At 45.8% G+C, this 25935-nt stretch carries 18 protein-coding genes, 1 tRNA gene and 3 rRNA genes; 8 read left to right on the top strand and 14 right to left on the bottom strand.

Translation table 11 applies throughout. The annotated features are described in order from the left end of the window. Nucleotides 1-32: 32 nt before the first annotated feature. The gene (locus tag LDO73_RS01990; protein ID WP_224059960.1) at nt 33-671 is read left to right on the top strand and encodes a bifunctional 4-hydroxy-2-oxoglutarate aldolase/2-dehydro-3-deoxy-phosphogluconate aldolase; all 639 of its coding nucleotides are present in this window, start codon (nt 33-35) and stop codon (nt 669-671) included. A gap of 42 nt (nt 672-713) precedes the next feature. Here the strand turns inward: LDO73_RS01990 and aceK are convergent, their stop codons facing one another. The 8 genes from aceK to LDO73_RS01950 form a co-directional block, all read right to left on the bottom strand. Beyond that, on the bottom strand, nt 714-2456 hold the full coding sequence (gene aceK, locus LDO73_RS01985) for a bifunctional isocitrate dehydrogenase kinase/phosphatase (protein WP_224059959.1): 1743 nt from the start codon (nt 2454-2456) through the stop codon (nt 714-716). A gap of 108 nt (nt 2457-2564) precedes the next feature. Continuing rightward, nucleotides 2565-3872 carry an isocitrate lyase gene (gene aceA / locus LDO73_RS01980; protein ID WP_224059958.1) on the bottom strand — a complete coding sequence of 436 codons (1308 nt, stop codon included), beginning with the start codon at nt 3870-3872 and terminating at the stop codon, nt 2565-2567. A 68-nt stretch (nt 3873-3940) separates the two neighbouring features. After that, complete coding sequence (aceB, locus tag LDO73_RS01975) at nt 3941-5539, bottom strand: malate synthase A (RefSeq protein ID WP_224059957.1); 1599 nt, start codon at nt 5537-5539, stop codon at nt 3941-3943. Nucleotides 5540-5903: 364 nt separating this feature from the next. Then, nucleotides 5904-6833 carry a homoserine O-acetyltransferase MetA gene (metA, locus tag LDO73_RS01970; protein ID WP_224059956.1) on the bottom strand — a complete coding sequence of 310 codons (930 nt, stop codon included), beginning with the start codon at nt 6831-6833 and terminating at the stop codon, nt 5904-5906. 577 nt (nt 6834-7410) lie between these two features. After that, nucleotides 7411-7526, bottom strand: a 5S ribosomal RNA gene (gene rrf, locus LDO73_RS01965). Nucleotides 7527-7669: 143 nt separating this feature from the next. Then, nucleotides 7670-10578 (bottom strand): 23S ribosomal RNA (locus LDO73_RS01960). A gap of 356 nt (nt 10579-10934) precedes the next feature. Next, nucleotides 10935-11010: transfer RNA gene (locus LDO73_RS01955), tRNA-Glu, on the bottom strand. A 137-nt stretch (nt 11011-11147) separates the two neighbouring features. Continuing rightward, nucleotides 11148-12688, bottom strand: a 16S ribosomal RNA gene (locus tag LDO73_RS01950). The 16S, 23S and 5S rRNA genes sit together here with 1 tRNA gene alongside, the layout of an rRNA operon. 643 nt (nt 12689-13331) lie before the next feature. Between LDO73_RS01950 and purH the strand changes: the two genes are divergently transcribed. Together purH and purD are read left to right on the top strand one after the other, a co-directional pair. Next, nucleotides 13332-14921 carry a bifunctional phosphoribosylaminoimidazolecarboxamide formyltransferase/IMP cyclohydrolase gene (gene purH / locus LDO73_RS01945; protein WP_224059955.1) on the top strand — a complete coding sequence of 530 codons (1590 nt, stop codon included), beginning with the start codon at nt 13332-13334 and terminating at the stop codon, nt 14919-14921. 15 nt (nt 14922-14936) lie between these two features. Continuing rightward, entirely contained in the window at nt 14937-16223 is a 1287-nt protein-coding gene (gene purD, locus LDO73_RS01940) for a phosphoribosylamine--glycine ligase (protein WP_224059954.1), read from the top strand. Between the two features lie 244 nt (nt 16224-16467). Here purD and LDO73_RS01935 read toward each other — a convergent pair whose 3' ends face one another. The 6 genes from LDO73_RS01935 to nudC form a co-directional block, all read right to left on the bottom strand. Beyond that, nucleotides 16468-17010, bottom strand: coding sequence for a DUF1481 domain-containing protein (locus LDO73_RS01935; RefSeq protein WP_263422583.1), 543 nt, complete (start codon nt 17008-17010; stop codon nt 16468-16470). Nucleotides 17011-17183: 173 nt separating this feature from the next. Continuing rightward, a complete protein-coding gene (locus tag LDO73_RS01930) occupies nt 17184-17456 on the bottom strand; it encodes an HU family DNA-binding protein (RefSeq protein WP_006657071.1) in 273 nt (90 codons plus the stop codon). A gap of 199 nt (nt 17457-17655) precedes the next feature. After that, on the bottom strand, nt 17656-18243 hold the full coding sequence (locus tag LDO73_RS01925; protein ID WP_224059952.1) for a YjaG family protein: 588 nt from the start codon (nt 18241-18243) through the stop codon (nt 17656-17658). Nucleotides 18244-18317: 74 nt separating this feature from the next. Continuing rightward, on the bottom strand, nt 18318-18989 hold the full coding sequence (nfi, locus tag LDO73_RS01920) for a deoxyribonuclease V (protein ID WP_224059951.1): 672 nt from the start codon (nt 18987-18989) through the stop codon (nt 18318-18320). A gap of 133 nt (nt 18990-19122) precedes the next feature. Continuing rightward, the gene (gene hemE, locus LDO73_RS01915) at nt 19123-20187 is read right to left on the bottom strand and encodes a uroporphyrinogen decarboxylase (RefSeq protein WP_224059950.1); all 1065 of its coding nucleotides are present in this window, start codon (nt 20185-20187) and stop codon (nt 19123-19125) included. An 88-nt stretch (nt 20188-20275) separates the two neighbouring features. Beyond that, complete coding sequence (nudC, locus tag LDO73_RS01910) at nt 20276-21064, bottom strand: NAD(+) diphosphatase (protein ID WP_224059949.1); 789 nt, start codon at nt 21062-21064, stop codon at nt 20276-20278. A 226-nt stretch (nt 21065-21290) separates the two neighbouring features. Here nudC and LDO73_RS01905 point away from each other — a divergent pair, with 226 nt between their 5' ends. Genes LDO73_RS01905 through LDO73_RS01885 form a run of 5 tightly spaced genes read left to right on the top strand, consistent with a single transcriptional unit; the run spans nt 21291 to nt 25905 of the window. Next, nucleotides 21291-22343, top strand: coding sequence for an ABC transporter substrate-binding protein (locus LDO73_RS01905; protein WP_224059948.1), 1053 nt, complete (start codon nt 21291-21293; stop codon nt 22341-22343). 24 nt (nt 22344-22367) lie between these two features. Then, nucleotides 22368-23192, top strand: a complete 825-nt coding sequence (locus LDO73_RS01900; protein WP_224059947.1) for an alkaline phosphatase family protein — start codon at nt 22368-22370, stop codon at nt 23190-23192. Next, nucleotides 23185-24090, top strand: coding sequence for an ABC transporter permease (locus LDO73_RS01895; RefSeq protein ID WP_423810867.1), 906 nt, complete (start codon nt 23185-23187; stop codon nt 24088-24090). The genes LDO73_RS01900 and LDO73_RS01895 overlap by 8 nt, the downstream gene beginning before the upstream one ends. Further along, nucleotides 24077-24892 (top strand): ABC transporter permease, encoded by an 816-nt coding sequence (locus LDO73_RS01890; protein ID WP_224059945.1) that lies wholly within the window; start codon nt 24077-24079, stop codon nt 24890-24892. The genes LDO73_RS01895 and LDO73_RS01890 overlap by 14 nt, the downstream gene beginning before the upstream one ends. After that, on the top strand, nt 24889-25905 hold the full coding sequence (locus LDO73_RS01885) for an ABC transporter ATP-binding protein (RefSeq protein WP_224059944.1): 1017 nt from the start codon (nt 24889-24891) through the stop codon (nt 25903-25905). Before LDO73_RS01890 ends, LDO73_RS01885 begins: the two co-directional genes overlap by 4 nt. The last annotated feature ends 30 nt before the right edge of the window (nt 25906-25935 follow it).

Here is a 25935-nt window from a genome sequence, read left to right as displayed (position 1 = left end):
TTTTTAGTTTATACCGCTTAATAGGATTTATTATGAATAATTGGAAAATGACCGCTGAAGATGTTCTAAAACAAGGTCCTGTTGTTCCTGTCATTGTTATCAAAAAACTCGAGCAAGCCGTTCCTTTAGCAAAAGCCTTACTCAAAGGCGGTATCAAAGTATTGGAAGTCACATTGAGAACGGAATGCGCTATCGAAGCCATCCGACTCATTGCAGAAGAAGTTCCTGAAGCGATTGTAGGTGCCGGTACTGTCATCAATGCAAAACAGCTGGCTGAAGTGACCCAAGCTGGCGCACAATTTGCTATCAGCCCAGGCTTAACAGACGAGTTATTAGCGGCGGCGAATCAAGGCAGCATTCCATTAATTCCCGGAATTTCCACCGTATCAGAATTAATGGCGGGTATGAACTACGGACTTAAAGAGTTCAAATTCTTCCCAGCCGAAGCCAATGGTGGTGTAAAAGCACTCAAAGCGATTGCAGGACCTTTCTCTCAAGTTCGCTTCTGCCCAACAGGCGGGATCTCCCTCGCAAATTACCGTGATTACCTCGCACTAGATAGCGTGCTATGTATTGGCGGCTCATGGTTGGTACCGGAAGATGCTTTGGAAAATGGCAACTATGATAAAATCACCGAATTAGCACAGCAAGCGGTGCAAAACGCTCTGTAATTGTGAAGTCATCAAGTGGGTCATTGACCCACTTTCAATCAACTAAACCGCAGAGATAGTTTGAAGAAATCGACGACAAAAACGCTGATCCTCCGAGTAAGCAAACACATCTTCTACATACCCATCCAAAATACGTTTTTGCAATTTTTGCCAATAATCTGCGCTAAATAAGTCCTGATGATGCTGCTGCAAATAGTCCCTGACTTTCGGATCTTGGCATAAGAATTGTGCAAATTCTTCGGGGAAAACATCTTGCTCTCGCACGCTGTACCATGGTTCACCTGAGAGTTCTTGCTCAGGGTAAAGCGGCTCAGGGATATGGCGGAAATTCACTTCGGTCATATAGCAAATTTCATCATAATCATAAAATATCACCCGCCCATGGCGTGTTACTCCAAAGTTTTTAAATAGCATATCTCCCGGGAAAATATTGGCGGCAGCCAGCTGTTTGATGGCGCAGCCATATTCTTCTATTGCGTGATAAAGCTGCTCATCTGACGCTTCATCCATAAAGATATTCAGCGGGATCATCTTACGTTCCATATAGAGATGACGAATTAATATTTTATCCCCCAAGTCTTCAACCTGAGACGGGGCCTCCACCAGTAATTCCGTCATCAGCTCATCACTGACAAAACGCTTTTCGATGATAAAATTCTCAAACTCTTGCGTATCCGCCATGCGCCCCACACGATCATGCTCTTTGACTAGCGTATAGCATTCCAAGACTCGTGCTTTCGTCACCTCTTTTTGCGGTGCAAATTTATCTTTAATAATCTTAAAAACTCGGTCAAATGATGGGGCAGTAAACACTAACATCACCATCCCTTTCACGCCGGGAGCTAGCGTAAATTGCTCTCGTGAAAAATTTAAATACGCCAAATATTCTCGGTAATATTCTGTTTTGCCGTGCTTTTGGCAACCAATCGCCATATACAACTCAGCGATTGATTTACTCGGTAATATTTCGCGTAACCAGAAAACTAACCCAGCCGGAAATGGCGCATACACCATAAAATAAGAGCGAGCGAAGCCAAACACAATACTCGCGTCATCAAACCCAGTTAAACACGCATCTACATACATTTTGCCGTCTTCATCATGGTGAATAGGCAATAAGAATGGATAAACTTGGTGATTGATATATAGCTTCCCAACTAACCATGCAGCTTTATTCCGGTAAAACAACTCATTCGCCACATGCAATTGAGCACCCTGCTCAACAATTTCTGGGAAACACCGCCTTAGCGTTGCCACAATACATTCAATATCAAAGGCTAAATCGCGCCATACCAAGCGAATCGGCAACCCACTTAAGATCCCATTAAATACCGTTTCCATGTTCCCATTAAGCTTATATTCGCGAGCTAATGGTCTTGGTAAGGTACAAAAGCGCCGTGCAGGCTGCGAAGTAAAGATAAATAGATTTTCTTGGGTCAACTCTCGATGCTGAAACAGTCGGCAATATACTGAATTAAAAAAGCTTTCAGCAATTTCAAAACGCGGGTAATCCGGTAGTAATGTCACATAGACCTGTTTGATCCTAGCCAAATTGTAGGGACTGAGTGATTGCACTAGCCCCATACATTGCAGCTGAGCAACGACGAGCCCCACATGATGGTCATACAGCTTGATCCTTTGCTTCATCGCGTGTTGAACCGCATGCCAATCCCCACGTTCAAAGCGTTCTTGAGCACCCGAGGTGATTTCAAGAAATCGCCCATATTGCGCATCAAAGCCCTGCAAAATGGTTTGAGCGATGATCTGTTCAGTTTCGAGGGTCATCTTCACTCTCCCAATAAAAAACAGGCACTTGCGTGCCTGAAAACTCAAAAGATACACTTATGTCAACACACATACACCGAGCAATAGGAACCGTATATTTCTCCCCGATTAGAATTGCTCTTCTTCAGTCGAACCCGTTAATGCCGTGACTGAAGAGCTCCCCCCTTGAATCACCGTCGTCACCTTATCAAAATAACCAGTTCCCACTTCTTGCTGATGAGAAGAGAAGGTATAGCCTTTATTGATAGCGGCAAATTCACATTCCTGAACTTTATCAACATAGTGTTTCATTCCCTCGCCTTGCGCATAAGCGTGGGCAAGGTCGAACATGTTGAACCACATGCTGTGAATTCCTGCCAAGGTAATAAACTGGAAGCGATAGCCCATATCTGACAACTCTTGTTGGAAACGAGCAATGGTGCTGTCGTCCAAATTTTTCTTCCAGTTAAATGAAGGCGAACAGTTATAAGCCAATAATTTACCCGGGAATTTAGCGTGAATTGCCTCAGCAAATTGGCGCGCAGCTTCCAGATCTGGCTTGGAAGTTTCACACCAGACTAAATCTGCATAAGGGGCATAGGCTAAGCCTCGGCTAATCGCTTGCTCTATCCCTGCAGTGGTACGGAAGAAACCTTCGGCCGTACGCTCACCAGTGATAAATGGCTCATCATAAGGGTCACAATCTGACGTTAATAAATCAGCAGCGTCCGCATCCGTTCTGGCAACCAAAATAGTAGGAACACCCGAAACATCCGCCGCTAAGCGCGCTGCAACTAATTTTTGGACTGCTTCTTGGGTTGGAACTAAAACTTTCCCACCCATATGGCCACATTTTTTCACCGCCGCCAATTGATCCTCAAAGTGTACCGCCGCTGCGCCCGCTTCAATCATATGCTTCATCAGTTCAAACGCATTCAGTACCCCACCAAAGCCAGCTTCCGCATCCGCGACAATAGGTAAAAAGAAATCAATGTATTCTTTATTATCGGGACCAATCCCATTCGCCCATTGAATTTGATCAGCACGACGGAATGTGTTGTTGATCCGCTGAACCACGTTAGGTACTGAGTCCACAGGATAGAGTGATTGGTCTGGATACATGCTAGATGCCGAGTTCGCATCTGCCGCAACCTGCCAACCAGATAGATAAACAGCTTCAATCCCCGCTTTTGCTTGTTGCAATGCTTGCCCACCAGTTAATGCACCTAATGCATTTACGTAGCCTTTCTTCGCGCCGCCATTCAGCTGTGCCCAAAAGCGTTCTGCACCTTTACGAGCTAATGTATGCTCAGGATTGACCGAGCCACGTAATTTGATCACTTCTTCGGCCGCATATGGGCGAGTGATGCCTTTCCAGCGTGGTTTTTTCCACTCATTTTCCAATTGAGCAATCTGTTCTAAGCGCGATGTTGTCATGATTTACATCCTTTCTTGTTATCTGTCTTTGTAGGGTAATTGAGTGCTACCTGCATTCTTCAGCTTGGCTAATCTAGTAATTGGTAGCCCGGTATCGTTAAGAACTCGATCAATTCATCTTGGGTTGTGATTCGGCGCATCAGCTCGCTAGCTTCTTTGAATCGCCCACTTTGAAAACGATGGTCACCAAGCTCTTTCTGGATGACTTGCAACTCTTCATCCAACATCTCTTCAAATAATGCTTTCGTAACTTTCATGCCGTTTGATAATGATTTGCCATGACGGATCCACTGCCAAATTGATGTCCGCGAAATTTCAGCGGTAGCTGCATCCTCCATCAAACCATAGATAGGCACACAGCCATTTCCTGAAATCCATGCTTCAATGTATTGCACCGCCACGCGAATATTGGCGCGCATACCGGTTTCGGTTCTTTCGCCCTCGCAAGGCTTTAATAGCTGCTGTGCGGTGATTTCATCATCATTTTCACGTCGTATGTTTAATTGGTTTTTTCGCTCACCTAATGCGTCATTGAAAACCGTCATGACGGTATCTGCCAAACCTGGGTGCGCAATCCATGAACCATCATGACCATTGCGCGCTTCCAACTCTTTATCCGCTTTCACTTTGGCGAGAATGGCTTGGTTTTCCTGTTCATCTTTACTTGGAATAAAGGCGGACATTCCCCCCATTGCAAACGCGCCGCGATGATGACAAGTTTTGATCAGCAAACGAGAATAGGCGCTTAAAAATTCCTGAGTCATTGTCATTGACTGTCTATCCGGTAAAACTCGGTCATCGTGCTCTTTCAATGTTTTGATATAGCTGAAAATATAGTCCCAACGCCCACAGTTAAGCCCAACAATGTGGTGGCGCATGTAGTACAAAATTTCATCCATCTGGAAAACCGCAGGGAGTGTTTCAATTAATACAGTGGCTTTGATAGTGCCACGTGGTAAGCCCACATAATCTTCTGCGGCGCTAAATACATCGCTCCACCACTGAGCCTCCTGCCAAGATTCCAGTTTCGGAATATAGAAATAAGGGCCGCTCCCCTTTGCCAGTAATGCCTGATAGTTATTGAAAAAGTAGAGTGCGAAATCAAACAGTCCACCGGGGATCGGTTGGTTATCAACCAGCACATGTTTCTCATCTAAGTGCAGTCCACGTACTCGCGCTATCAATACAGCTGGATTAGATTTCAGCTGATAAACTTTGCCATTTTCATTGGTGTAAGAGATTTCGCCGGTGATCGCATCCCGTAAGTTGATTTGCCCATCGATCAATCTTTCCCATGATGGCGATAGAGAGTCTTCAAAGTCGGCCATAAATACTTTTACGTTAGCATTCAATGCATTGATCACCATTTTCCGATCAACTGGCCCAGTAATTTCTATGCGACGATCTTGTAAATCATCAGGAATATTTTGAATCTTCCAATTTGCATTTTTAATGGAATTCGATTCCATAATGAAATTAGGTAAATCACCTGCATCAATCCCTTTTTGACGATGTACTCTATCTTCAAGTAACTGCTCTCTTCTTGGTAAGAAGCTCTCGACAAGAAAAGATATAAACCCAATAGAATCAGTATCTAATATCTGTTTCGCTTGCTGAGAAAATGCTTTTTTGAATGTTAAATTTGAAATAGATAACTGCTGATCCATTGTTTTCTCCTCACTCATGGCTAGCTATGAATTAAGAGTAAACCCAAAAAACAAATAAATCAAAAACGATTTCCATTTTAATTTTAAATCACTGCATTGTATTGATTACAAAGAAATTAAATAGATTTATTATTTTGCTTTTAATTTCTATCATAAAAAAATCAATGTTAAATATAAGTTAAATCATAAAGTTATATATGAGTAGAAGTTTACTTTTGAAAAATAGAGAATGGGTAAATAGACAGAAATTATTCATCTATTTATCTAAAAAAAGGCGGGAATTCAAATTTAAAGGCTAAATAATTTTTATTACTCAGCCTTATATTCTGAGACATGACCAGTTAACTGGTATTAAGTGAGTTTTTTAATCTAATGTCGGTTCCATATGAGTAAGATCGAATGGTGTGATCTGATACACATAATAGTTGAGCCAATTGGAGAATAACAAGTGGCCATGACTACGCCAACGAACTTCCGGTGAGTTATTCGGATCATCATTTTTGAAATAATTGCACGGTAGTTCAGGGGTGACCCCCGCATCCACATCACGCCAATATTCTTGAGATAATGTTTCTGCATCGTACTCAGGATGCCCTGTGACAAATGCCAAACGCTTATCTTTTGATGCAAATAAGTATGCTCCTGCTTCCGGTGAGCTAGCTAAAATATCAAGGTCTGTGTTCTGACGAATATAGTCTTCAGGGAAATCGGCATAACGGGAATGCGGTGCATAAAAAGAAGCATCAAACCCGCGAGTTAATAACGAGTAAGGCTCTAATGTTTCGTGTGAATATACGCCAGAAAGTTTCTCTTTACGGGTTAATTTAGGTAAATCATATAATACGTTAAGTGCAGCTTGAACAGCCCAGCAAACAAACAATGTTGAAGTCACATGCTCTTTTGCCCATGCAATCACTCGCTCTATTTGTTCCCAATAACACACGTCAGCAAATTCTACTAAGCCGAGCGGAGCTCCTGTGACAATTAAGCCATCAAAATTTTGGTGTTTAATCTCTTCAAAATCACAGTAAAAATTGTTCAAGTGCTCCGTTGGCGTGTTTTTAGATTCTCGCTGATCAATGCGTAGAAGCTGGATGTCGACTTGCAATGGCGTGTTTGATAGCAACCGTAAAAATTGGTTTTCAGTTTCAATTTTTTTAGGCATTAAGTTCAGTATCAGTACTTTCAAGGGACGGATCTCCTGAAGGCTGGCTCTTGTCGTGGTCATGACAAAAACATTTTCTTCACGCAAGAAATTAACTGCTGGTAGCTCATCAGGCAGGCGAATTGGCATGGTTCATCCCCTTAAATATACTTTGTACGTTTAGACTTCTAGAATGCTAAACAATCTAACCAATGTGACTCTACTTGTCGAGCGTTTCAACGCAAGTTGAAATAATTTCAAGCGATGGACAGTGTTATAGCAATATTGAGAGTCTAGCAAACTGGTAACTCGATGATATCCAGACTTTTTATTACAACATAATAGCTAAAATGGCTTAGACTTTTTTGATCTGAATTAGAGAGGATTTTAAGACTTATAGTTTCTTGAATAATGATTTTCAGATGGTAGATTTTGCATGATAGCTTTTAAATAAAGGCATTCAGAGAGTAATAACAACACAGTTGAGATTGTGTTGGATCAGCTATTCACCGTTAAAGTGCTTTTATTCACCAGATCTCACGGGGACTACCTCGATTGACAGTAAAATAAGGCGGGAAGCACAGGGATATTCGGCGCTTTTAGGCCGTTGGTGAGTGCCGCCCCAGATTTTGCTAACGAGAAGACCATTTGTCATACACCTTTCGGCGATTTCAATTTCCCAAACGCAAAAAAGCCACCCAATGGGTGGCTTCTCGGCTAATTTAATGTCTGGCAGTTCCCTACTCTCACATGGGGAGACCCCACACTACCATCGGCGCTACGGCGTTTCACTACTGAGTTCGGCATGGGGTCAGGTGGGACCACCGCGCTATTGCCGCCAGACAAATTCTGTTTATTCCCGTTTAAGTTTTTTCTTAAACCAGAATATCAATCCTGAACAAGCTGCTGTGTCCTTCACCTTTCGGCTTCTCACTCGCTATTGAATCAACTTAATCTCTCAATCTCTAAAACACCTTCGGTGTTGTCAGGTTAAGCCTCACGGTTCATTAGTATTGGTTAGCTCAACGTATCGCTACGCTTACACACCCAACCTATCAACGTCTTAGTCTTAAACGTTCCTTTAGGACCCTTAAAGAGTCAGGGAAGACTCATCTCAAGGCAAGTTTCCCGCTTAGATGCTTTCAGCGGTTATCTCTTCCGCACTTAGCTACCGGGCAATGCCATTGGCATGACAACCCGAACACCAGTGGTGCGTCCACTCCGGTCCTCTCGTACTAGGAGCAGCCCCTTTCAATCTTCCAACGCCCACGGCAGATAGGGACCGAACTGTCTCACGACGTTCTAAACCCAGCTCGCGTACCACTTTAAACGGCGAACAGCCGTACCCTTGGGACCTACTTCAGCCCCAGGATGTGATGAGCCGACATCGAGGTGCCAAACACCGCCGTCGATATGAACTCTTGGGCGGTATCAGCCTGTTATCCCCGGAGTACCTTTTATCCGTTGAGCGATGGCCCTTCCATTCAGAACCACCGGATCACTAAGACCTACTTTCGTACCTGCTCGAGCTGTCACTCTCGCAGTCAAGCTGGCTTATGCCTTTGCACTAACCGCATGATGTCCGACCATGCTTAGCCAACCTTCGTGCTCCTCCGTTACTCTTTGGGAGGAGACCGCCCCAGTCAAACTACCCACCAGACACTGTCCGCACCCCGGATAACGGGGCGACGTTAGAACATCAAACATTAAAGGGTGGTATTTCAAGGTTGGCTCCACGCAGACTGGCGTCCACGCTTCAAAGCCTCCCACCTATCCTACACATCAAGGCTCAATGTTCAGTGTCAAGCTATAGTAAAGGTTCACGGGGTCTTTCCGTCTTGCCGCGGGTACACTGCATCTTCACAGCGAGTTCAATTTCACTGAGTCTCGGGTGGAGACAGCCTGGCCATCATTACGCCATTCGTGCAGGTCGGAACTTACCCGACAAGGAATTTCGCTACCTTAGGACCGTTATAGTTACGGCCGCCGTTTACTGGGGCTTCGATCAAGAGCTTCTCCTTACGGATAACCCCATCAATTAACCTTCCAGCACCGGGCAGGCGTCACACCGTATACGTCCACTTTCGTGTTTGCACAGTGCTGTGTTTTTAATAAACAGTTGCAGCCAGCTGGTATCTGCGACTGGCTTCAGCTCCATGGGTAAACCATTTCACCTAATGCCAGCGTGCCTTCTCCCGAAGTTACGGCACCATTTTGCCTAGTTCCTTCACCCGAGTTCTCTCAAGCGCCTGAGTATTCTCTACCTGACCACCTGTGTCGGTTTGGGGTACGATTAATGATAATCTAGAGCTTAGAGGCTTTTCCTGGAAGCGGGGTATAAGCTACTTCGCCACCGTAGTGACTCGTCATCAGACCTCAGCATATAGTGAACCGGATTTGCCTAATTCACCTGCCTACATCCTTAAACCGGGACAACCGTCGCCCGGCCAGCCTAACCTTCTCCGTCCCCCCATCGCAATTATCACCAGTACGGGAATATTAACCCGTTGCCCATCGACTACGCATTTCTGCCTCGCCTTAGGGGTCGACTCACCCTGCCCCGATTAACGTTGGACAGGAACCCTTGGTCTTCCGGCGTGCGGGTTTTTCACCCGCATTATCGTTACTTATGTCAGCATTCGCACTTCTGATACCTCCAGCATGCCTCACAGCACACCTTCACAGGCTTACAGAACGCTCCCCTACCCAACAATATTTACATATCGCTGCCGCAGCTTCGGTGCATAGTTTAGCCCCGTTACATCTTCCGCGCAGGCCGACTCGACCAGTGAGCTATTACGCTTTCTTTAAATGATGGCTGCTTCTAAGCCAACATCCTGGCTGTCTGAGCCTTCCCACTTCGTTTCCCACTTAACTATGACTTTGGGACCTTAGCTGGCGGTCTGGGTTGTTTCCCTCTTCACGACGAACGTTAGCACCCGCCGTGTGTCTCCCGTGATAACATTCTTCGGTATTCGTAGTTTGCATCGAGTTGGTAAGTCGGGATGACCCCCTAGTCGAAACAGTGCTCTACCCCCGAAGATGAGTTCACGAGGCGCTACCTAAATAGCTTTCGGGGAGAACCAGCTATCTCCCGGTTTGATTGGCCTTTCACCCCCAGCCACAAGTCATCCGCTAATTTTTCAACATTAGTCGGTTCGGTCCTCCAGTTAGTGTTACCCAACCTTCAACCTGCCCATGGCTAGATCACCGGGTTTCGGGTCTATACCCTGCAACTTATTCGCCCAGTTAAGACTCGGTTTCCCTACGGCTCCCCTATACGGTTAACCTTGCTACAGAATATAAGTCGCTGACCCATTATACAAAAGGTACGCAGTCACCCTGATAAATCAAGGCTCCCACTGCTTGTACGTACACGGTTTCAGGTTCTATTTCACTCCCCTCGCCGGGGTTCTTTTCGCCTTTCCCTCACGGTACTGGTTCACTATCGGTCAATCAGGAGTATTTAGCCTTGGAGGATGGTCCCCCCATATTCAGACAGGATAACACGTGTCCCGCCCTACTCGTCGAGTTCACAACACTAACATCTTCAGATACGGGGCTATCACCCTTTACTGCCGGCCTTTCCAGACCGTTCTCCTGATGCTAATGCTGATTAAGACTCTGGGCTGCTCCCCGTTCGCTCGCCGCTACTAGGGGAATCTCGGTTGATTTCTTTTCCTCGAGGTACTGAGATGTTTCAGTTCCCTCGGTTCGCCTCGTTTGACTATGTATTCATCAAACGATAGTGCAACGAATTGCACTGGGTTTCCCCATTCGGATATCGTCGGTTATAACGGTTCATATCACCTTACCGACGCTTTTCGCAGATTAGCACGTCCTTCATCGCCTCTGATTGCCTAGGCATCCACCGTGTACGCTTAGTCGCTTAACCTCACAACCCGAAGGTGTCTTTTCGTGTCATTCTGACAAGTAATGGCTGCGCGTGCATCCATTCTGTGTTGGGCAGTGCTCGCAATGCTCACATACTCATGTATGCTGCGCTTGCTGTGCGCTGTCCGCCTTGAATGGCTGACTGCTCGCTCATTACGATTTGCCATCGTAACAGAGAACATCTTCAAGTTGAGATTTTTGAGAGACTCTCACATTGTTTAAGCGATAAACAATGTGCGTTGTTTTCAATTTTCAGCTTGTTCCAGATTGTTAAAGAGCATAATTGTTAAACCAACTACAAGGTAATTGGCTTAATCATTATTGGGGACATCGTCTTTCACTCGATATCGGCGCAATTGGCGTCCCCTAGGGGATTCGAACCCCTGTTACCGCCGTGAAAGGGCGGTGTCCTAGGCCTCTAGACGAAGGGGACACGAAATACTGCACAAATTACTTTGTTGCATATCTCGTGTAAGACCCATTCTTTCGAATAGCTCTCCCACGTATAGCCTATTGCTCTACTTTCTATCAGACAATCTGTGTGAGCACTTCACAAAAACACTTCAATGGTAAGGAGGTGATCCAACCGCAGGTTCCCCTACGGTTACCTTGTTACGACTTCACCCCAGTCATGAATCACAAAGTGGTAAGCGCCCTCCCGAAGGTTAAGCTACCTACTTCTTTTGCAACCCACTCCCATGGTGTGACGGGCGGTGTGTACAAGGCCCGGGAACGTATTCACCGTAGCATTCTGATCTACGATTACTAGCGATTCCGACTTCATGGAGTCGAGTTGCAGACTCCAATCCGGACTACGACGTACTTTATGAGTTCCGCTTGCTCTCGCGAGGTCGCTTCTCTTTGTATACGCCATTGTAGCACGTGTGTAGCCCTACTCGTAAGGGCCATGATGACTTGACGTCATCCCCACCTTCCTCCGGTTTATCACCGGCAGTCTCCTTTGAGTTCCCACCATTACGTGCTGGCAACAAAGGATAAGGGTTGCGCTCGTTGCGGGACTTAACCCAACATTTCACAACACGAGCTGACGACAGCCATGCAGCACCTGTCTCAGAGTTCCCGAAGGCACTAAAGCATCTCTGCTAAATTCTCTGGATGTCAAGAGTAGGTAAGGTTCTTCGCGTTGCATCGAATTAAACCACATGCTCCACCGCTTGTGCGGGCCCCCGTCAATTCATTTGAGTTTTAACCTTGCGGCCGTACTCCCCAGGCGGTCGATTTAACGCGTTAGCTCCGGAAGCCACTCCTCAAGGGAACAACCTCCAAATCGACATCGTTTACAGCGTGGACTACCAGGGTATCTAATCCTGTTTGCTCCCCACGCTTTCGCACCTGAGCGTCAGTCTTTGTCCAGGGGGCCGCCTTCGCCACCGGTATTCCTCCACATCTCTACGCATTTCACCGCTACACATGGAATTCTACCCCCCTCTACAAGACTCTAGCTGACCAGTTTTAGATGCCATTCCCAGGTTAAGCCCGGGGATTTCACATCTAACTTAATCAACCGCCTGCGTGCGCTTTACGCCCAGTAATTCCGATTAACGCTTGCACCCTCCGTATTACCGCGGCTGCTGGCACGGAGTTAGCCGGTGCTTCTTCTGTTGGTAACGTCAATCGTTGATGATATTAGCATCAACGCCTTCCTCCCAACTGAAAGTACTTTACAACCCTAAGGCCTTCTTCATACACGCGGCATGGCTGCATCAGGCTTGCGCCCATTGTGCAATATTCCCCACTGCTGCCTCCCGTAGGAGTCTGGGCCGTGTCTCAGTCCCAGTGTGGCTGATCATCCTCTCAGACCAGCTAGGGATCGTCGCCTTGGTGAGCCATTACCTCACCAACTAGCTAATCCCATATGGGTTCATCCGATAGCGCAAGGACCGAAGTTCCCCTGCTTTGCTCCTGAGAGATTATGCGGTATTAGCTACCGTTTCCAGTAGTTATCCCCCTCTATCGGGCAGATCCCCATACATTACTCACCCGTCCGCCGCTCGTCAGCGAGAAGCAAGCTTCCCCTGTTACCGCTCGACTTGCATGTGTTAGGCCTGCCGCCAGCGTTCAATCTGAGCCATGATCAAACTCTTCAATTAAAAAGCTTGATGCTCAAAGAATGTTACTGTCGTTTGATTTCCGAAGAAACCAAATTACCTATTAGTTCATATATATGAATTAACGTGTTAGTCACTCTTCAAGACTTAAAATCAAATATTTTTTTGATAGTGTCCTGTGAGTGCCCACACAGATTGTCTGATAAATTGTTAAAGAGCGTTGCGACATTTCTTTAGAAATTCGACTCAGTTTTTATCAACTTAGGTCGTTGTCGCGAGGTGGCGTATATTACGCTTTCCTCAGTGAGAGTCAAGTATTTTTTTACTTAATCTTTTCAGATTCTCTCGCTGCCGATTCAGTGTCCATCGCGCTTTGCGTTGGCTTGTTCCCGGTCAGTGGATGCGCATTATAGGGAGTCACAGAAATCCTGCAACCCTTTTTTTAAGATTTTTTACGGTTTTTAGTTCAACTGCTGCATTCCACAGCAAAACCCCTATTTATACCCACTTACACACAGATTTATCCACAGACTGAAAAAATAGTGAAAATAGTTCGCGCATTACGCAAACGTTTGCGCTACAATTAGCGCGAAAATTCGGCATTAATTTTATTTTGATGCTCTGAAATTGTTAGTGACTTATATATAGATATTGCTTCTTTATCCAAATCCAAGGGATCTCTCTCATGCAACAGCTTCGTCCTATTCGCCGTGCCCTGCTTAGTGTGTCTGATAAAACAGGGGTTGTTGAATTCGCTAAGGCGCTTTCTCACCGTGGTGTTGAACTGCTTTCTACCGGTGGAACCGCTAAATTACTAGCAGAGCAAGGCCTTAAGGTCACTGAAGTTTCAGATTACACAGGTTTTCCTGAAATGATGGATGGTCGCGTTAAGACTCTGCACCCGAAAGTTCACGGCGGGATCTTAGGTCGTCGCGGTAAAGATGATGCCATCATGCAGCAGCATGACATTGCACCTATTGATATGGTGGTTGTAAACCTTTATCCATTTGCTCAAACCGTCGCAAAACCAAATTGCACATTAGAAGATGCCGTTGAGAATATCGATATTGGTGGCCCAACCATGGTTCGCTCCGCAGCGAAGAACCATAAAGACGTGGCTATCGTGGTTAACAATAATGACTATGACAAAATCATCGAAGAGATGGATAACCACGAAAACTCCCTGAACTGGTCAACACGCTTTGACTTAGCCATTAAAGCATTCGAGCACACTGCAGCTTATGACAGCATGATTGCTAACTACTTTGGTGAACTGGTTGCGCCATATCATGGCGATACCACTCAGCCTTCAGGTCGCTTCCCTCGTACTCTAAATTTAAACTTCATTAAGAAGCAAGATATGCGCTATGGCGAAAATAGCCATCAAGACGCGGCTTTCTATATAGAAGAAAATCCAAAAGAAGCGTCGATTGCCACTGCGAACCAAATTCAAGGTAAAGCGCTTTCTTATAATAATATCGCAGACACTGATGCCGCTCTTGAGTGTGTTAAATCTTTCGATGAGCCTGCGTGCGTTATTGTTAAGCATGCTAACCCTTGTGGCGTAGCCATTGGCGACAATATCCATGCTGCTTATGATAAGGCATTCAAGACTGACCCAACCTCTGCATTCGGTGGCATCATTGCTTTTAACCGTCAATTAGATAAAGCCACCGCAGAAGCCATCATTGAACGCCAATTTGTTGAAGTGATTATTGCCCCTTCTATTGCTGAAGATGCATTACCTTCTTTATCTACTAAGCAAAACGTGCGCGTTCTGGTGTGTGGTGAGTGGAGCAAACCTGTTGCTGGTTTAGATTTCAAACGTGTGAATGGCGGTTTACTGGTTCAAGACCGTGACTTAGGTATGGTCGAAGCGGAAGATTTACGCGTCGTGACCACACGCCAGCCAACTGAGCGTGAATTAAAAGATGCGCTGTTCTGCTGGAAAGTGGCAAAATTCGTGAAATCAAATGCAATTGTTTACTCGAAGAATGACATGACTATCGGAATTGGTGCGGGCCAAATGAGCCGTGTGTACTCTGCTAAGATTGCAGGGATTAAAGCTGCCGATGAAGGTTTAGAAGTCGCAGGCTGTGCAATGGCATCCGATGCATTCTTCCCATTCCGCGATGGCATCGATGCAGCTGCCTCTGTAGGCGTTACCTGTGTTATCCAACCAGGTGGCTCTATTCGCGATGATGAAGTCATTGCCGCTGCGAATGAGCATGGCATTGCAATGATCTTCACTAACATGCGTCACTTCCGTCACTAATTGCTAGGGGTTTCTATGAATATACTGATTATTGGTGGTGGCGGTCGCGAGCACGCTTTAGCATGGAAAGCCGCACAGTCCCCATTAGCAGATAAAGTGTATGTTGCGCCGGGTAACGCAGGTACTGCGCTGGAACCTGCACTAGAAAATGTTGAAATCTCAGCAACTGACATTGATGGTTTACTGCAATTTGCCAAAGACAAGCAAATCGGTTTAACCATCGTAGGCCCTGAAGCACCGTTAGTGATTGGTGTGGTCGACACATTCAAACAGGCTGGTTTAACCATTTTTGGACCAACACAAGGTGCTGCTCAGTTAGAAGGTTCTAAAGCGTTCACCAAAGATTTCTTAGCGCGTCATCATATTCCAACGGCCGCTTATGAAAACTTTACTGAAATTGAGCCTGCTTTGGCTTATTTAGATAAAGTTGGTGCCCCAATCGTTATCAAGGCTGATGGTCTGGCTGCTGGTAAAGGCGTGATTGTTGCAATGACGCTGCAAGAAGCTAAAGATGCCGTCCATGATATGCTGGCTGGAAATGCCTTTGGCGACGCAGGTCATCGTATCGTTATCGAAGAGTTTCTCGATGGCGAAGAAGCGAGTTTCATCGTCATGGTGGATGGTGAAAATGTCATTCCAATGGCAACTAGCCAAGATCATAAACGTGTTGGCGATGGTGACACTGGGTTAAACACTGGCGGTATGGGTGCCTATTCTCCTGCGCCTGTCGTGACTGATGAAGTTCATCAGCGTGTGATGGAGCAAGTGATTTACCCGACCGTTAAAGGGATGGATCAAGAAGGGAACCGTTATCAAGGTTTCTTATATGCCGGTTTGATGATTGATAAAGCAGGCAATCCGAAAGTCATCGAATTTAACTGCCGTTTTGGTGACCCAGAAACTCAGCCAATTATGATGCGCTTACAATCTGATTTAGTTGCTCTGTGTTTAGCGGGAGCTAAAGGTGAACTCGCAGGTAAAGATTCCCTGTGGGATGAACGCCCTGCACTCGGCATCGTGGTTGCTGCAGGTGGATATCCGGGGGATTATCGCAATGGCGATGTGATTTCTGGTCTACCAACGTCAGAAGCGGCTGATAGCAAAGTGTTCCACGCAGGTACCAAGCTAAATCAAGCAGGTGAAGTCATTACTGCCGGTGGACGCGTTCTGTGTGTCACTGCATTAGGTAATGACATCGCAAAAGCCCAAGCTAAAGCATACGAAGTTGCCAAAACCATCAATTGGTCAGACAGTTTCTATCGCAACGATATCGGCTACCGCGCTATCGCCCGCATTAAGTAATAGAACAAATAATAGAAACAAATAACCCACAAGCTGATAAGAGGAAACTTTTATCAGCTTTTTGCTTTTGAGTTTTTGCTGTTTGCTTTTAGCCTTTGACCTTCACCCAGCCAATGGCTCTAAGTATTTCGAAGCATAGCTAGGCGGCGAGGTTACTTATGCCCAGGAGCATAGATAACTATGTGACTGGGTTAAGTCACCGAAGCCAACAACGCTAGGATTTGAAAGACGACGAGCGGTGAGATTAAAGCGAATCTTTAGAAGGTTGCCAGCTGCAAAAGTTGGTATCCGCCACCATCAAAAGCTGAGTACCCTCTGGTGACTCCAACCACGCCAAATTCAGCTCTTTCGTCCAGACTTTGGCTCTATCATCTAGCCATTTCTGTGCATACGGTTCGAAAGTAACATCGCGCTTTTCACCATTACAAGTCGTGATTTTACCTTGCTTCCAATACCCTTGATGTAGCTCTACACCACCCACAATCAATGCGGTATTGATATTCAAGATGCGGTCAGCTTCAAAGCGCCAGCGATTAATTTCATCGGAGGAAAGCGGGGTTTTGATATTATTTTGCGCGCGCTGCATGAATACAATTTCATTATCTTTACTAAAGCGCAGTTGTTCAGTGATGTTGTTATCCCCTTGATTGAGGACTTGGCTGCGGATCTGCCACAATTTACCATCACGATATTCGAAGAAATTGACAGAGGTGTCGGTTCTTTTATAGGGGCTATACACCACCATTAAGACCAACGGCTGACTCTTCGCATCATTCAGTCTCCACATTCGGATTACGCCTTCATCGGCAATAAATCCGCTGGCACTAAACTCAGGGAGTCGAGGCGAATTAGAAGAACAGGCGCTTAGTATTGAGACTGCTCCCAACACCAGCAACCTTTGGCGAATAAACAAAAGGGGTAACTTCATACCCCCTCTGATAATTCTCTTAGACAATGTACTTATTTTACAGCGTCTTTCAGTGCTTTACCGGCAGAGAATGCTGGTACAGTTGTTGCAGGAATTTGGATTTCTGCTTTAGTTTGTGGGTTACGACCGGTACGAGCTGCACGGTGGCTAACTTTAAAAGTACCGAAACCGACCAGTTGTACTGCTTCGCCGCTTTTCAGAGAATCTGAAATTGCGCTCAGAGTTGCTTCTAAAGCTGCTTTAGCTTGAGTTTTAGTCAGATCTGCTGATTCTGCGATAGCATCAACTAATTCAGTCTTGTTCATAAATTATCCTTACACAGTGTGTTTATCGTTTGCAAAGCATCGAGTGCGTCGGATATGCCAAATAGACAGCCCCTGATACACGCCCCCGATAGCCACTTCTTCTCGCCCCTAAATGTAGAACAGAGTAGGGGTAAATGTGAAGTCTTAGTACACAGCATTACTGCTTTACGTCACGTTTTCATGCTTAAAAGCATAAAATTTAGTCGACAGTAATACCGATATTGCTGACACCCGCCTCGCGGAGGTCAGATTTTAATCCTTTAATTAACTCTAAGTCTCGTTCTTCGCAAGCGGCTAATAAGCGGAAAATGTCCCATTGAATGTCCCACTCTTCTTCCACAGCAGGCACCACTTTTAGCTCTTCATCGGTCATTTCACGCCCTGCTTGAGTCATTTCAAGCATAGCAACAGTACGAATCGATGCTTCACTGACTAAGATTGCGTGCTCAAGGGTTTCACCACTCAGTTTTGCATGAATGAGCTCACCTAAAGCGATACAAGCGTCGATAGCGGGATAAACACCGTATATATCGAAGTCATCGGCGACTGGAATAATTTCTTCTAACTTCTCTAACTGATTGTCGAAATTGACTTTGCTATCTTTGATAACCAAGGTTTCCCAAACTAAATCAAGGATGGCACGATAAACCTTCACATCAGCAAATTCAGTTTGCTGGCAAAACATTTGATAATTAGGATACATTCTCTCGCACAGGGATGCCATGAAGGTCATATGCTGCCAGCTTTCTAGTTTCTCTAACCTCAAATGAATAGGATTTCTTAACATAATTTCTGACTCATCAATCTCAATACTTCGCAGTTTACCTGAAAATCTGCCAATGCCACATATTTTGCTGATAATTAGCCAATTTTCTCATTCATTCGCTTAAAAAATGTGCGATTCGAAGCGATTCCATCAGCAAAACGGGTCGGTTCTGGCAATCTATACCCCTGAATACACCGTTTTACCCACTCTAGCGAGGAAATAAAACTGACTTTGTGACCCGGAGAAAGATATAAAGGATTACAGCGTTTCTTACTGCGATAAACCCATCCTAATTGCTCTTGAGCCGCTTTCAACATTTCGACACTTTCAGGTTCAGCATTGAGTTCGACAACATCACCACATAAACGACTTTTTGCTACCCCTATCGTCGCGACATCGGCCAACAATCCAAAATGGCAAGCCACTCCAAAACGTCGTGGGTGAGCAATGCCTTGACCATCCACCAGCACTAAGTCAGGCTTTTGTTGGATTTTTTCCCATGCAGCTATTAACCCTGGGACTTCACGAAACGAGAGCAACCCGGGCATATAGGGTAACTGAGTTGGGATCCGTGCTATTTGATACTCCACCAATTGCAGCTCAGGCCATGACAGCACCACAATCACCGCACGAGTCACGGTGCCATCTTGCTCAAAACCGACATCCGCACCACCAATAAAACGCGGCGGGACAAACTCGTCTTGCAAAATGACTTGTTGAGCTAACTCTACCTGCTGTTGTCGCAACTGCTGAGTATCAATTGCCATCACGGAACCATTATTAATAAGGATTAATCATAGATGATAATGATGTACTTACAAGATCCTGTAAATACACCACACATTGAGAGGTTCAAATCGAGATAAAACACTGGGTTCTACCTCGATTATGCCCTGGCGGCTACTGATGATATTGGCGAGAAAAACGGTGAACAGCGTCCACAAATGCACCCGCATGTTCGGGCGCTACATCTTGATGGATACCATGACCTAAATTGAAGACATGCCCTTCACCTTGACCAAAGCCCGCTAAAATATGCTGCACTTCTTGCTCAATACGCGCAGGTGGTGCATATAACATAGAAGGATCCATATTGCCTTGCAGCGCTACTTTGTCACCAACACGGCGACGCGCATCCGCAATTTCGGTCGTCCAATCCAAACCTAGCGCATCACAACCTGTTGCCGCCATCTCTTCTAACCATTGACCGCCACCTTTAGTGAATAACGTCACGGGTACACGGCGACCGTCATTTTCACGAATTAAGCCATCGACGATTTTGTGCATGTAACGCAGGGAGAATTCCAGATAATCACGCTTAGTCAGCACGCCGCCCCACGTATCGAAAATCATCAGAGATTGCGCACCCGCACGCACTTGAGCATTCAGGTACAAAATCACGCTATCTGCCAGCTTATCCAGCAGCAAATGCAGCGTATTTGGATCTTCATACATCATTTTTTTGATTTTAGTGAACGCTTTGCTACTGCCGCCTTCTATCATATAGGTCGCTAATGTCCACGGGCTACCCGAGAAACCAATCAGTGGTACATCACCATTTAAGGCTTTACGAATGGCACGAACGGCATCCATCACGTAGCCCAGTTCCATTTCTGGATCGGGAATAGGGATATTTTTAACATCCGCAGCGTTCTTGATTGGCTTTTCAAAACGTGGACCTTCTCCAGTTTCAAAATAAAGCCCAAGTCCCATTGCATCAGGGATAGTCAGAATATCAGAGAATAAAATTGCGGCGTCTAATGGAAAACGACGAAGTGGCTGTAACGTGACTTCACACGCTAACTCAGTATTTTTGCACAAAGCAATAAAATCACCAGCTTCTGCACGGGTTGCTTTGTATTCTGGTAGATAACGCCCGGCTTGACGCATCATCCATACTGGGGTTACATCTACAGGCTGACGTAGCAACGCACGTAGATAGCGGTCATTTTTTAACTCAGTCATTATTTACTCCATTATTATTGTGGCCGCCGCAAATGGCTAAGGCGCAATATTATACCAGCAAAGGGAAACAATATCAGCGCCAGCGCAATTAGTGGTTATCTTCATCAAATTGACGACATAGCACCACACTATCTTCAATTAATCGCCGAGCAATCGTGTCTCCCGGCGGGATCAGCGGCAGGGAATTATAGTGATACCAGTTAGCGCTCACTAACTCTTTAGGATCCACTTGAATATCCCCACTATCATAATCAGCTAAAAAGCCCATCATCAGCGAGTGCGGAAATGGCCAAGGCTGGGAAGAGACATAACGAATATTACGCACTTTTATATGGCTCTCTTCCATCACTTCGCGAGCCACTGCCTCTTCTAAGGTTTCCCCCACTTCCACAAACCCTGCCAGCACCGTGAACAGCGGATTTTGTGAATGGCGACGATGCTGTGCTAGCAAAATATGATCATCGCGGCGAATACCAACGATAATGCAAGGGGCAATTTGTGGATAATAACGCTCATGGCAGTGGTCGCACAGACATGCCCATTCCGTTGAACTGTGGCGCATCGCCGTTCCACAATAGCCACAGTAGCGGTGCGAGCGATAAAATTCCGCGAGTTGAACGCCCCGTCCTGCTAAACGAAAGAGGCCTTCATCTTGAGAAGCGACCACGCGAGGCGAAGCCATATCTGATGGCATTTTTTCAGCAATCAGCCAGACAATTTCCCCTTGCCACTCACCGATCGGAGTTGCTAGTTTTCCCGTTAATCCAAACTGCTGTGCAGCACCTTTAGGTACATCACCTTGGGGCAACCACAACCGCCCCGCAAAGCAGACAAACCACCAGCCGCTTTCGGTTCCTGCTAATGTGTGTTTATTCATTCTGTTTCTCTATTTCAGCATGCTGAGTTGCGGTTAAAGATACGCTTGTTTTATAGATTGTCATACAACCGTTTGATTCGTCACTACCCTTTCACGATTTTGACACTTTTTAGACATTTAAAAGTCACAGCATCTAAAAAGTGTCACACAACTGTCAATTCATTGTCATCTCGAATAATTAGCATGCCAACTAACCAATACGGCGACTCTTATAGAGAGAAACAAGATGAAAGCTATCGTACCTGCAATTTTACTGTCACTCAGCGCTTCTCAAATGGCATTTGCGGCTGACAGCGATTTAACCCAACTTATCGAAGCTGCAAAGAAAGAAGGCCAAGTTTATAGCGTCGGGATGCCTGACACATGGGCGAACTGGAAAGGCACATGGCAGGATTTATCGACAGAATACGGTTTAAAGCATCAAGATACAGACATGAGCTCTGCACAGGAAATTGCAAAATTTGCTGCTGAAAAAAATAACGCCACCGCAGATATCGGTGATGTCGGCGCGTCATTTGGCCCTGTTGCTGTGCAAAAAGGCGTGACTCAGCCGTACAAACCGACCACTTGGTCACAAGTGCCTGATTGGGCAAAAGATAAAGACGGTCACTGGGCGTTGGCTTACACCGGTACTATCGCGTTTATGATCAATAAAGACTTAGTCAAAGACACACCAAAAAGCTGGGATGATTTACTTAAAGGAAAATACAAAGTCACCGTTGGGGATGTCGGTATTGCCGCACAAGCCAACAACGCCGTACTGGCTGCCGCCTTTGCCCGTGGTGGTGATGAAAATAACCTAACGCCTGCCATTGAATTCTTTGGTGAATTAGCGAAACAGAAACGTTTATCCGTCAATGACCCAACTGTTGCCAACATCGAAAAAGGTGAAGTGGAAGTGGGCATTTTGTGGGACTTCAACGCACTGAACTACCGTGACCAAATCAACCGTGACCGCTTTATCGTGGTTATCCCATCCGATGGCAGCGTTATCTCCGGTTACACCACCATCATCAATAAATTCGCCAAGAACCCAAATGCTGCGAAATTAGCCCGTGAGTTTATCTTCAGTGATAAAGGTCAAATTAACCTTGCAGAAGGTTATGCGCGCCCGATTCGTGCTCAATACCTGACACTGCCTGCGGATATCCAAGCCAAATTACTGCCAGATGACCAATACAAAAATGTCCACCCGATTAAAGATGCGCAAGGCTGGGAAAAGTCATCACGCAACTTACCAAAAATGTGGCAGCAGCAAGTATTAATTCACCAGCAATAATCGCAATTAGGAATCAACAGTCTGATGTCTGAAAAAGTCATACTTGTTGTTCTTGACGGTTTAAGTTATTCAGTAGCCCATCAATGTATGGGCTATCTCAATGGTCTTATCAAAGCCGATAGAGCAACACTTTATAAAATGGAGTGTGAGCTCCCATCCATGTCTCGCCCACTGTACGAATGCATTTTGACGGGCATTCCTCCGGTTCAAAGTGGCATCGTCAATAACGATGTGGTGCGACTTTCTCACTTCGAGAGCCTCTTTTCACTGGCTCACCAAGCCGGAAAAACGACAGCAGCGGCAGCATACTATTGGGTCAGTGAGCTGTATAACCGCGCGCCATTCGAGGCGAACCGTGACCGATTTACCCATGATAAACAGTTACCTATTCAGCATGGCTGCTTTTACCAAGCAGACCACTACCCTGATGACCACTTGTTTATGGATGCGGAATATCTACGCACCCAGCACGATCCCGATTTTTTGCTGATCCACCCCATGAATATCGATGATACGGGGCATAAGTTTGGTTTTGATTCTCCCCAGTATCGCAATGCGACCCGTAAAGCCGACATTTATTTATCCAACTATCTACCAATGTGGATAGAACAAGGCTACCAAATCATCATCACCAGCGATCACGGCATGAATAACGACCGTAGCCACGGCGGAATTTTACCGGAGGAGTGTACGGTTCCGCTGTTTACTATCGGGAGCGCATTCTCTCATCGCCCAGACGTTCCGATGGAACAAACGGCGATTTGTGGCACCGTTTGCCAGCTACTTGATGTTCCCCATCCAAACAAAACTGTTTGTGATGACTTACTCGCCGAGGTTACTCATGGCTGACATTCCCGCCGACTGCGCACAGCCCCATCCAAAAACGGAGGGCACCATAATGACTAAAAAACCATTTGTGCGTTTTCACTGGCGCGCCGCACTGTTAATCGTGCCGTTTATTGTGCTGTTTTGCCTGTTTCAAATCGCCCCGATGATATGGGTGCTCTTCAACAGTTTTGTCTACGAAGAAGCGTGGTCTTTTGAGAATTACGTCGAGATCTTCACCAACGATTTCTATCTGCAAGCGTTTCAAAACACCCTATGGCTATCGCTCATTTGTAGCGTGGTTGGTTTGCTGATCGCCTGCGTAACGGCATTCTCTATTTATAAGATGCAAGGCAAAGTACGCAATTTCATGATTTCGTTTACCACCATGGCAAGCAACTTCAGCGGCGTGCCATTAGCTTTCGCCTTTATTATTATCTTAGGTTTTAACGGGGCAATTACCCTACAACTTAAAGCGTGGGGGTGGATTGATGATTTTAATATTTATAGCGCCAGTGGCTTGATGCTGCTCTATATCTACTTCCAAATCCCACTCGGTATTTTACTGCTTTATCCTGCATTCGATGCGCTCAAACCTGAATGGGAAGATGCGGCAAAAACCATGGGTGCCAGCAAATTAACTTATTGGCTGAAAGTGGGCATTCCAGTCATTTCCCCTGCACTGTTAGGCACATTTATTATCTTGGTTGCCAATGCTGTTGGCGCTTATGCCAGTACTTATGCGCTCACCAGTGGAAACTACAACTTAGTGACGATCCGCATTGCCAGCCTTGTCTCTGGCGACCTGTTCTTAGAGCCAAATATGGCAGCCGCGCTGTCCGTGGCGCTGATTGCGATCCTCGGGTTTATCACCGCCATCCACCACTGGCTATTAAAGCGGAGCTACCATGCTAAATCCTAATATTCGTCGCTCAAAAGCCCCGAGTTTACTGTTTCATAAAATAGTTCTCGGCACCGTTGCCGCTATCCTTGCACTGCCAATTATCGCCACCTTTATTTACTCCATTTCGAGCTCATGGGGCGCGACGATTATGCCTGATGCCCTATCCATCAAATGGTATCTGCAACTGTGGCAAGATCCGCGCTTTTTGATGGCATTTGGACGATCATTATTGATCTGCTTTGGCACATTACTGATCAGCGTACTGGTCATTTTGCCAATGACTTTTGCCGTTTTTTACCGCTTTCCAAAGCTCAAAGGGTTGATGGATTTATTGATTATTCTCCCCTTTGCGATCCCACCTGTGGTTTCTTCAGTCGGTTTACTGCAAATCTTTGCGGATGAGCCATTTATGCTGGTCGGTACTCCGTGGATCTTAATTGGCACCTACTTCACTATCACATTGCCGTTTATGTACCGCGCACTGGCGAACAGCTTTCAAGGGATCAATCTGCATGACTTAATGGATGCCGCTCACTTACTCGGTGCCAGCACCTTTAAAGCTTTTTTAATGATAGTGCTGCCAAATATCCGTAAAGGATTGTTGGTCTCCTTACTAATTTCCTTCTCATTCTTAATGGGAGAATTCGTATTCGCCAATATCTTAGTGGGAACCCGCTTCGAAACCTTGCAGATCTATCTATTTAATATGCGTCAAACTAGCGGACACTTTACCTCTGCGCTAGTGATGTCTTACTTCCTATTTACGTTGCTGCTGACTTGGTTAGCAACGCGCTTGAATCGTGAGGGAAATGAACGATGAGCTACGTTATTGCTGAAAACCTAACAAAATCCTTTGGTCCGAACCAAGTATTCTCCGATATCCAGTTTACGATTGAGCAAGGGGAATTTATTACTCTACTGGGGCCAAGCGGCTGTGGGAAATCCACTTTACTGCGCTGTATCGCTGGGCTTGAGCAACCTGACAGCGGGGAGCTGTATATCAACCGCCAGAATATCACCCAACAACCAGCTCAACAGCGCGGCGTGGGCATGGTATTTCAAAGCTACGCCTTATTCCCAAATATGACCGTGGCTGAAAACATCGCGTTTGGGTTGAAAATGCGCAAGATGCCCGCCGCTGAGTGTGATAAAGCTGTGGCAGAAGTCATTGAGATGGTGGAATTACAAGGCAAAGAGCACCAATACCCGCACCAGCTTTCGGGTGGTCAGCGCCAGCGTGTCGCCCTTGCCCGTGCATTGGTGATGAAGCCGCAAATTTTACTTCTCGATGAGCCGTTATCCGCCCTTGATGCCCGTATTCGTAAGCACTTACGCCAGCAAATTCGTGAAATCCAGCGAGAGCTGAAGCTCACCACCATTTTCGTCACCCACGACCAAGACGAAGCGATGATTATGTCTGACCGCATCTTCTTAATGAACAAAGGCTCGATTATCCAAAGTGATACCGCGGAAAATATCTATACTCAGCCTGCCACTGAATTTGTGGCTCGATTTATGGGGCATTACAATCTGGTGGACGCTGAAAAAGCCAATGGGATGCTAGGCGTCAATTTACAAGGCACCCTCGCCATTCGCCCAGAATCTATTTATGTTCGTGAGATGGGACGCCAGTATGGCAACCATATTTCAGCGCCAGTGGATGCCGTGATCCTTGACCACCAGCTTTTAGGGAATATCATTCGCTATAGCGTAAACACGCCTGCGGGGGATATGACCGTAGACTTGCTCAACCGCTCATCCGAACGTTTATTTGAGCCGGGCACACGCCTTGAGTTAATGTTTAATAAAAATGAAATTCGTGCTCTAAGCTAGCCAACGATAAGCTAGCCAGCGAAAGGAACC

Source organism: Providencia alcalifaciens, from assembly GCF_915403165.1.
Lineage (GTDB): Bacteria > Pseudomonadota > Gammaproteobacteria > Enterobacterales > Enterobacteriaceae > Providencia > Providencia alcalifaciens_C.
Note: the sequence above shows the minus strand (reverse complement) of the source record. Positions and strands in the feature narration are given on the sequence as shown.

Coding starts and splice junctions, on each gene's coding strand:
- LDO73_RS01990 (WP_224059960.1), top strand. CDS start 33: ATGAATAATTGGAAAATGACCGCTGAAGATGTTCTAAAACAAGGTCCT.
- aceK (WP_224059959.1), bottom strand. CDS start 2,456: ATGACCCTCGAAACTGAACAGATCATCGCTCAAACCATTTTGCAGGGC.
- aceA (WP_224059958.1), bottom strand. CDS start 3,872: ATGACAACATCGCGCTTAGAACAGATTGCTCAATTGGAAAATGAGTGG.
- aceB (WP_224059957.1), bottom strand. CDS start 5,539: ATGGATCAGCAGTTATCTATTTCAAATTTAACATTCAAAAAAGCATTT.
- metA (WP_224059956.1), bottom strand. CDS start 6,833: ATGCCAATTCGCCTGCCTGATGAGCTACCAGCAGTTAATTTCTTGCGT.
- purH (WP_224059955.1), top strand. CDS start 13,332: ATGCAACAGCTTCGTCCTATTCGCCGTGCCCTGCTTAGTGTGTCTGAT.
- purD (WP_224059954.1), top strand. CDS start 14,937: ATGAATATACTGATTATTGGTGGTGGCGGTCGCGAGCACGCTTTAGCA.
- LDO73_RS01935 (WP_263422583.1), bottom strand. CDS start 17,010: ATGTGGAGACTGAATGATGCGAAGAGTCAGCCGTTGGTCTTAATGGTG.
- LDO73_RS01930 (WP_006657071.1), bottom strand. CDS start 17,456: ATGAACAAGACTGAATTAGTTGATGCTATCGCAGAATCAGCAGATCTG.
- LDO73_RS01925 (WP_224059952.1), bottom strand. CDS start 18,243: ATGTTAAGAAATCCTATTCATTTGAGGTTAGAGAAACTAGAAAGCTGG.
- nfi (WP_224059951.1), bottom strand. CDS start 18,989: ATGGCAATTGATACTCAGCAGTTGCGACAACAGCAGGTAGAGTTAGCT.
- hemE (WP_224059950.1), bottom strand. CDS start 20,187: ATGACTGAGTTAAAAAATGACCGCTATCTACGTGCGTTGCTACGTCAG.
- nudC (WP_224059949.1), bottom strand. CDS start 21,064: ATGAATAAACACACATTAGCAGGAACCGAAAGCGGCTGGTGGTTTGTC.
- LDO73_RS01905 (WP_224059948.1), top strand. CDS start 21,291: ATGAAAGCTATCGTACCTGCAATTTTACTGTCACTCAGCGCTTCTCAA.
- LDO73_RS01900 (WP_224059947.1), top strand. CDS start 22,368: ATGTCTGAAAAAGTCATACTTGTTGTTCTTGACGGTTTAAGTTATTCA.
- LDO73_RS01895 (WP_423810867.1), top strand. CDS start 23,185: ATGGCTGACATTCCCGCCGACTGCGCACAGCCCCATCCAAAAACGGAG.
- LDO73_RS01890 (WP_224059945.1), top strand. CDS start 24,077: ATGCTAAATCCTAATATTCGTCGCTCAAAAGCCCCGAGTTTACTGTTT.
- LDO73_RS01885 (WP_224059944.1), top strand. CDS start 24,889: ATGAGCTACGTTATTGCTGAAAACCTAACAAAATCCTTTGGTCCGAAC.